At 42.7% G+C, this 7,826-nt stretch carries 5 protein-coding genes and 2 pseudogenes; 6 read left to right on the plus strand and 1 reads right to left on the minus strand.

From position 1 onward, the window contains the following. Positions 1 to 98 precede the first annotated feature (98 nt). Positions 99 to 3,527, plus strand: a complete 3,429-nt coding sequence (locus G9G54_RS24130) for a GH32 C-terminal domain-containing protein (RefSeq protein ID WP_165179884.1) — start codon at positions 99 to 101, stop codon at positions 3,525 to 3,527. A 219-nt stretch (positions 3,528 to 3,746) separates the two neighbouring features. Beyond that, positions 3,747 to 4,163, plus strand: a complete 417-nt coding sequence (locus G9G54_RS24135; RefSeq protein WP_165179885.1) for a hypothetical protein — start codon at positions 3,747 to 3,749, stop codon at positions 4,161 to 4,163. Positions 4,164 to 4,364: 201 nt separating this feature from the next. Here G9G54_RS24135 and G9G54_RS24140 read toward each other — a convergent pair whose 3' ends face one another. After that, complete coding sequence (locus G9G54_RS24140; RefSeq protein WP_165179886.1) at positions 4,365 to 4,943, minus strand: NAD(P)H oxidoreductase; 579 nt, start codon at positions 4,941 to 4,943, stop codon at positions 4,365 to 4,367. A gap of 242 nt (positions 4,944 to 5,185) precedes the next feature. On the opposite strand from G9G54_RS24140, the pseudogene G9G54_RS24145 reads away from it, so the two are divergent. The 4 genes and pseudogenes from G9G54_RS24145 to G9G54_RS24160 all read left to right on the plus strand — a co-directional run. Beyond that, a pseudogene (locus G9G54_RS24145) lies at positions 5,186 to 5,544 on the plus strand (winged helix-turn-helix transcriptional regulator). 121 nt (positions 5,545 to 5,665) lie between these two features. Then, the gene (locus G9G54_RS24150; protein ID WP_165179887.1) at positions 5,666 to 6,487 is read left to right on the plus strand and encodes a DUF2785 domain-containing protein; all 822 of its coding nucleotides are present in this window, start codon (positions 5,666 to 5,668) and stop codon (positions 6,485 to 6,487) included. 412 nt (positions 6,488 to 6,899) lie between these two features. After that, entirely contained in the window at positions 6,900 to 7,370 is a 471-nt protein-coding gene (locus G9G54_RS24155; RefSeq protein ID WP_069291967.1) for a hypothetical protein, read from the plus strand. A gap of 189 nt (positions 7,371 to 7,559) precedes the next feature. Then, positions 7,560 to 7,826 (plus strand): annotated as a pseudogene (locus G9G54_RS24160) (hypothetical protein); the annotation flags it as partial.

A 7,826-nucleotide genomic window follows, 5' to 3' on the forward strand; every position in this document is an offset into this window, starting at 1 on the left:
CATTGTTGATTATATTGTGCTGCCAGGACTCGTCAAGTTAAGCTCGAGTTGCTGACCGCTACTTTCAATTCCATTAGAAAAGAGGGTGAGGGTAAGGAATGAAAGATAAATCTAAATTCGCAATATGTCTTCTGATGGCAACGGGGTTAGCTCTGACTTCAATGGGCATTTTTACATCTAGTCCGGCTACGGGTTGGGCTGTGTTCGCTGATCAGGAAGCAAGTAAACAGGCAAAGGAGGAGTTTTCTATTTTTGAAAACGCTACCAAATCAAACACCAATTTGACAGGCTGGCAAGTGAAAGGGAAAGGGTTATTAGAGTATACTTCAGAAGGAATCTTGCTGACTTCGCAGCCTAAAGAAAATGTAACGGCCATCTCCGAGACGGTGTCCGATGATTTTATCTATGAAGCTGATGTCATGATCAGGGATACGAAGGCAGTCGCAACGTTGTTGTTCCGTTCTAATGAGGATGGCTTTAGCTCGTACATGCTCCAAATCATTCCGGATACAGGTCTGATTCGGTTAAGAGATGCAAGGAATGGAGATGGGGAATTAAAGGAGGAGCGTAAAGTTTCTGTTGAAGCGGGTCAGATTTATCATCTCAAAGTGAAGGCAGTGGGTTCCTCGCTAAAAGTATATTGGGGCAATCAATATAAACCTTTGATTGATGTTCAGGACATTACGTATCGAAGCGGAAAGCTGGGACTTCATGTATGGGATGGATCCGCCTTGTTTTCGAACATCGTGGTGAGCGATCTGAAAGGTAATTTGGGTACGGTGGTTGCAAGTAAGGGAAAATGGCAGCCTGATATCAGCGGCAAAAGAGGGACGATAGCACATGAGAGCAAGGCACAGCAAATCTATAACAAACAGGCGGCTGATATTGTGTATGAAGGGAATATTACCCTTCTTCCTGATTCTGTTGCGGCTCTCGCATTTCGTTCCTCCGCCGATGGAGCTGAAGGATATGAAGCTACTCTTACGAAGGAAGGAGATCAGGTCCGTGTAAGTTTGACGAATACGAAAGGAACAGTAATTGCAAGTTCACTACGTACTTATCCGAGTCAGATGGGAGCCAAGCATCATGTGGAGATCAAGGCAAAGGGAAATCGAATTCAGGTCTTCCTGGACGGATACACTACGGCCGCGATTGACGTGAAAGATTCAACCTACACGAATAGAAATACCGGAATCGTCGTCAGACAGGGGACGGCTTACTTCCAGGATACTTATGTGACGGAATCGAGCCAATATTATAACGAAATATATCGTCCTCAGTATCACTACACGCCAATACGTGGTTCAGCAAGTGATCCGAATGGACTTGTCTACTTCGAAGGAGAATATCATCTCTTCCATCAGGATGGAGGCACATGGGCGCATGCTGTCAGTAAAGATTTGCTGAACTGGAAGCGGCTTCCGATTGCACTTCCGTGGAATGATCACGGACATGTCTGGTCTGGATCGGCTGTTGCGGATATGACGAATGCATCCGGTTTATTCGGGGATTCAGGAGGCAAGGGCCTTATTGCATATTATACTTCCTTTAATCCGGATGGCCCGAATGGGAACCAGCGTATAGGTCTGGCATACAGCAAGGACCAAGGTCGCACTTGGGAATATTCGAAGGACCGCCCGATCGTGATCGAGAACCCAGGTAAGAGCGGAGAAGACCCTGGGGGTTGGGATTTCCGCGATCCGAAAGCGATCTATGATGACGAGAATAACCGATGGGTTATGGTTGTGTCCGGAGGAGATAATATTCGTTTCTATACGTCAACGAATTTACTTGACTGGACATTGACAGATAATTGGGGATACGGGGATTACGTCCGCGGAGGTGTATGGGAATGCCCTGATTTGTTCCAGCTTCCGGTAGACGGAACGTCGCAGAAGAAGTGGGTTATGATGATCAGTACGGGAGCGAATCCAAAAACTGGTGGATCAGATGCCGAGTATTTTATCGGTCATTTAACAGCTGATGGTAAATTCGTGAATGATAATCCGGCGGGTAAGGTGCTAAGAACAGATTTTGGTAAAGAGTTTTACGCTTCGATGTCTTTTGCTAACATGCCTGATCATCGCAGAGTGATAATGGCGTGGATGACGAATTGGGACTATCCGTTCGCTTTCCCAACGACGAATTGGAAAGGTGAACTAACCATTCCGAGAGAAGTATCATTGGTAACGACCGAAAATGGAATTCGGATGGCACAAAGTCCAATTAAAGAATTGGAATCATTGCGTAAACCGTTGTACTCTGCTTCTAACAAAGGGGTGAGTCCTTCTTCCGGGAACCTGCTAAAAGGCACTATTTCAGGTGCTTACGAAATTGAAGCTGAAATTGAAATCCCTGAAGCCAGCACAGTGACCGAGTTCGGCTTTAACCTTCGTGAGGGTGCAAATCAGAAGACGGTTGTGGGTTATACCGCAAGCGAGAGTAAAATGTTTGTGGACCGAACTGCATCTGGAGTAACGGACTTTTCCAGCCTTTTCAATAAAAAACATGAAGCGCCGATGCAAATGGAGAATAATCGGGTCAAGATGCGTATTCTTGTGGATGAGTCTTCCGTTGAAGCCTTTGGTAACGGCGGCAAAGTCGTCTTTTCAGATGTTATATTTCCGAATCCAGCCAGTAGAGCGATGAGTTTTTACGTGAAAGGAGGGAATGTGAACGTTGTTTCCTTGAAAGTGCATCAACTTCAATCCGTCTGGAATGAGGACATTAATTCAAAAGCTCAGATAAAGATGGATACGAGGGTTCGGGAACTGGGTATAGGGGGGGCGGACACACTGCAGGCAATGGTCGAGTACAGACCAGGTTTTGGCGTTCAACCGCTTAAGTGGGAGTCCAGCAATAAAGAAGTAATAGCCATAGACGTGGTAGACAATTCACAGGCGGTTATTGAGGCGAAAAAAGAAGGGGAGTCCACGATCACCGTATCTACTCCGGATGGTAAAGCATCCGCTAGTGTGCTCGTTAAAGTCACAGGTGGTGAGTTCCGGACAAACCTGAGTGGATGGACCAAAGATCTGTCTGCTGCTTCATGGTTAGTTAGCGAGAATGGGATTCGTGGTAATTATTTCAGCGATGCGAATTATATCGCTAAAGAGAAGGCTGGGAATTTTACGTATGAAGCAGACATGATGCTTGGTGAAACAGGAGGGGCAGGTTCTATTTTGTTCAGGGCTAGCGAGGATGGGCGCAGTGGTTACTATCTGAATCTAGACCCTAACATGAAGGCGATCCGTCTGTTCTATAAAATTAATGGAGGATTTGAAGAACGGCAGGTTCTTGCGAAAGTACCGACTTTCATTCAGCCAGGTCAAACTTATAAGGTGAAAATAGAAGCGAATGGACCGCATATTGTAGTTTATGTGGATAGACAAAAAGTCATAGATGTAATGGATGGTACTTTTGCAGAAGGCCACTTTGGACTTCATGTATTTGGCGGCTACGCATCTTATCAAAACGTCAATGTGAGCAACGAAGAACCTGCAAACATCATCATGTCAGCCTTGTAAATGCCGCAGCACAGAAATCGATTTATACAGTGAACCTTGTCAATGGGGAGCCCGTTGTCCTGCAGGATGCAAGTGCAGCTTCAATGAGAACTTTTCTTATGTTGCCTGCATCATCATCAAGGCTGAAGTGAAGAGTCATTCTCTGACTTATACGGTTGCCATCCTGGCAGGAGAGACAATCTAATATTCCGCCGTGAAAAGCATGAGGTGGAAGTCATTGTGGATAACAACATGAATCTGACCGTGTATGGGTTCTATCAGAAGCAGGGATATGATGAGGAAAAGTCAGTTGCGGTTGCGACATTTATTGAAGTTTGTTTGTCAAGAGCAGGCATGATGGTGGGCGGACATATCCACAGAGGTATTACTTGCTTTACGGGAGAGATTGCCTTTTTACCATTTGGCATGTCTCATGATGTGCTGTACCGCCAGTTGCATGATCGGACAACTTTTCATTCTTTGTCTGGTCGTGCCGTAACCAGCTTGATTGCAATAATGAACCCGGAGACTATTGCCCTGACGGGGAGCTTGGTAGACTCCGGTGATGTGGATATCATTCGTCAGGAATCCCTGAAGTATATTCCAGAGATGCATATGCCAAAGCTGAGGCTGCTCGAACATCCGGATGAAGATTAGCGCAATACCTACATTTCCGTTCGAACAAATGCCAATGAAAAGGAAGAAGGACGCCCAGAACGTTGCGGGCGCTCCGGGCGTTCTGACAAAATAAGCTCAAAATAAATTTGAAATTCTCTGCTCAAATAAGGTGCAATTTCGTATTATTATTTTATCGCATTTCCTTGGACAGACTCCATAGAGTTCAGACTTAACTTAAGGCTACTGTTCCTTGGCATAATTCAACCCTAAATGATGAGCTTGGTTAAGCAGCATCTCATAGTGCTTGGGATTGGAGTCTAAAGTCTCGTATAAAAATTCAACCTTGGAATTTAAAACACCGCAATAATCTGCAATTCCCACATTGAGCAGATGAGTAATCATTTCATCATAGTTGCGCTTTTTCATCTGTTCTTTGGAAACGCCCGCCAAACCAATCCACAAGACATGCTGATGATGAAGCCGGTTCGAACCGTACGCAAACCCATTGTTCCATACACGGTCAATATAACCTTTTAGCATGGCAGGCAAATGCCACCACCAAATTGGAAAAATAAACGCCAAGGCATCATGCTCCTTCATTCTCCTTGTTTCCATTTCTACTTCAGGGGTAAAGGACTGTTCCGCAGCTGACCAGTCAGGTTCATCTACTCCCTTTAAAACAGGGTCAAAGCCAATCCCATGTAAATCCAATATCTCGTAATCGTGGCCAGCCTCGGCAAGACCTTGTACGAAACGATCGGCAACCTTAAAGGTCAGGGAATTTTTTCTCGGGTGCGAAACAACGCTTAATACTCTCATACTTGTATTCTTCACTACCTTTCTCAACAGCTAACTTGTAGCCATGATCAATGGCTGATGCTATTATAAATAGTACTAAAATAATCTGGAAGTACGTACTTTCAAGTTCTATAGGATGATACAGGTCCCTTAGGAACATGGAAGTGCCCTAGATAGATGCCCTAGAAACTTACCTGAATAATGGACTGAAGTGAATGAATGTTATGTAGGAAAAACACAGCCTTTTAACGGAGGAATAAGAGATGACTGAAAAGAGGGAAAATAGCGTTCAAAAAAAGTATAAAGTTGGAGTGGAGGCGGCATTAGAAGTAATGGGGGGGGAATGGAAGCCATCATTTGATGACAGGACAGAAACGGACGTCTGAGCTTCGCCGGTTAATCCCCGGCATTACGCAAAAAGTGCTGACCACTCAACTAAGAGGCCTGGAAAAGAATGAGATTGTTGCACGAAAGGTTTATAAAGAGATCCCACCCAAAGTGCAGTATGAGTTAACTTCCTACGGCTGGGGATTAAAGCCCGCGCTAGACCATTTATGCTATTGGGGAGAGGATCACCTGGAAAAGGTTCATGGACAAATCCAAGGTTTTGGAAGAGTTTTAGGTCTGTACAAAGTAAACAAAGGTGCTCAAAAGTATGATGTTCAGTTATACATGAACTAGCTTTGATTGTTACTAAAATAGAGATGATTAAAATGAATAGCAATATAGTAGGAGTGTGTAAAATGAATCTAAAAGAAAAGTTGATATTGATAAAAGCAAATGACTACCAAGCACCTTCCGATACATTCCAATTGATACAAGAGATGATGAATAACATCGGTTCTTTAGATGCCCAATTACGTGATGAGCTAATTTATACAACCTTATCCAATTGGATTCCTGGTAATGCTCTAACTGTAAACGAACTGGAACAACTCCTACCCGTTGTTTTGGATAAAAACCATTTGCTTTTCAGGCTTGATGAAATAAATACAGACTCTGTCTTCACTAGATCTTTCTCTATGCTAGTTATACCGCTTTTCCTTATGAGGCATAGGGAGTCACCATTTCTCTCAAGTGAGCATATTCATCAGATCAAAGAGAAAGTATTTTGTAATATACATAAAGAGCGAGATTACCGTGGGTATGATGAAGAAAAAGGATGGGCTCACGCCATAGCTCATGCAGCAGATGCTTTGGACGATCTGGCCCAATGTTCCGAACTGGACAAAAAAGACCTCTTAACCATACTCGATTTGGTTTATGAAAAGATGACCATATCAGATCGAGTTTACTCCGATGGGGAAGATGAAAGAATGGTGAAATCCGTAATTAGTGTTTTAAATAGAAAAATACTTAGTCAGACCTATGTAGAGAAATGGATCCAAAGTTTTGGTGACGTGGAGAAAAATCCAGAATTTCTTCATGCCTTTAAGCAAAAAAATAATATAAAGAACTTCTTGAAAAGTTTATACTTTCGAGTTAAATTTCACAAAGTAGATGCCGAACTTTGTCCAACTATCGAGCATACATTATATAAAGTAGAACAAGTATACTATTCCTAGTTAAAGTGGGGAACGCCCCCTCACTTGTTCGTCTCACTTCAAGTGCAGTAAAAACAGTAGCCCCCAGAGGACACTTCATCTCCATATTTTTCACAGTTGATTTGATTGGTGGTTCAGATAAATCTCCATTGTTCAAGACGTGAAGTTATTCTGTCATCGAAGAACTCATTTTTTATATGCGGCAATTATTAGACGATTGGGGACGCATTATTTTAAATTTAAACGGAGCAGTTTGCTGTCAGCAGCTGCTCCGTTTTACATTAAGCTAACGGGCAGTTTAGTTCAACAAGTAATCTTAATTCCGAAAAAACATATTAAACAGTATTTTACTAATCTCATGAATTTGATTTGTAACAAATTTACTTCTTCTATCGTTGAATAATTAGGGTCGAATATAGATAGGAGGGTTTATATGAAGAATACAGTCTTGTTATTCGTTATGGCACTAACTCTTATATGTATAGTTGGTTGCGTGGGTGTTCAGCCAAAAAACAAGGACCTTGAGGGAGAAAAACCACCAAAGGTTCAAATTCAGATTGATAAACGAATGTACAAAACAAAACTCGGCACATATTGCTGGACAACATCATGTGTGGATTCAGCTGGTCCAGTTGAACTTTTAAAAGGAAAAGAACCGATTCCAGTAAAGCCTGGTGATGTTGTAAAATTCCTTATGAATTATGAGCCCCAACCGAATAAATTTCATGTCGAGCAATTCTATGAAGGAAGACTTACAGAAGTTTTATTGAAAGAAAATAGTTTTCAAGTTCCTACAGAAAAAGGGACATATTTTTATTCATACGGGGTATGGTGGATGGATGAAGATGTAGAGAACCAATCTCGTGGCGATGCGTTTTATCATTTTGCCTTAAAGGTCACCTAGAGATTAAGATAATTAACGCAACACGAATGGTATCATAAGAATAGGTTGCCGTAATATCGGCTGCCTGATAAGCTAACGGGCAGGATGGGTTAATAACATATCGAATTTTTTAAGAGTGGAAGGGTATACGAGATGAGCGTTGCTTAACTGAAGCATGAAGTAGAATGTAATCAAAATGGAGATACCCAGATGGAAACAAATCAAAATATTCGTTTAGCAATCGAAGAATCTATACAGTTCCTTGAATCTACTCCCCATTTGGGGATGACTCACGGCGAGTGCAGCCGTCGAAAATGGGATGGAGCTTGGTGGCATATGGCTGCTCTTTATGAAATGGGAGAGGTGAAACTAATTCCCGAGTCTGCTATTGTCGGAGCAAAATATTTACTCGAAACTCAGGTCTGGCCGACCTTCATCATATCCGCCGATGACCATCCAACAAGTGAAAGTGATAAG

This window comes from Paenibacillus sp. EKM212P (genome assembly GCF_011066115.1).
Taxonomy (GTDB): Bacteria; Bacillota; Bacilli; order Paenibacillales; family Paenibacillaceae; genus Paenibacillus; species Paenibacillus polymyxa_B.

What these genes read in the sequence shown, in the direction of transcription:
- G9G54_RS24130 (WP_165179884.1), top strand. Translation starts at nt 99, where the DNA reads ATGAAAGATAAATCTAAATTCGCAATATGTCTTCTGATGGCAACGGGG.
- G9G54_RS24150 (WP_165179887.1), top strand. Translation starts at nt 5,666, where the DNA reads ATGAATCTAAAAGAAAAGTTGATATTGATAAAAGCAAATGACTACCAA.
- G9G54_RS24155 (WP_069291967.1), top strand. Translation starts at nt 6,900, where the DNA reads ATGAAGAATACAGTCTTGTTATTCGTTATGGCACTAACTCTTATATGT.
- G9G54_RS24140 (WP_165179886.1), bottom strand. Translation starts at nt 4,943, where the DNA reads ATGAGAGTATTAAGCGTTGTTTCGCACCCGAGAAAAAATTCCCTGACC.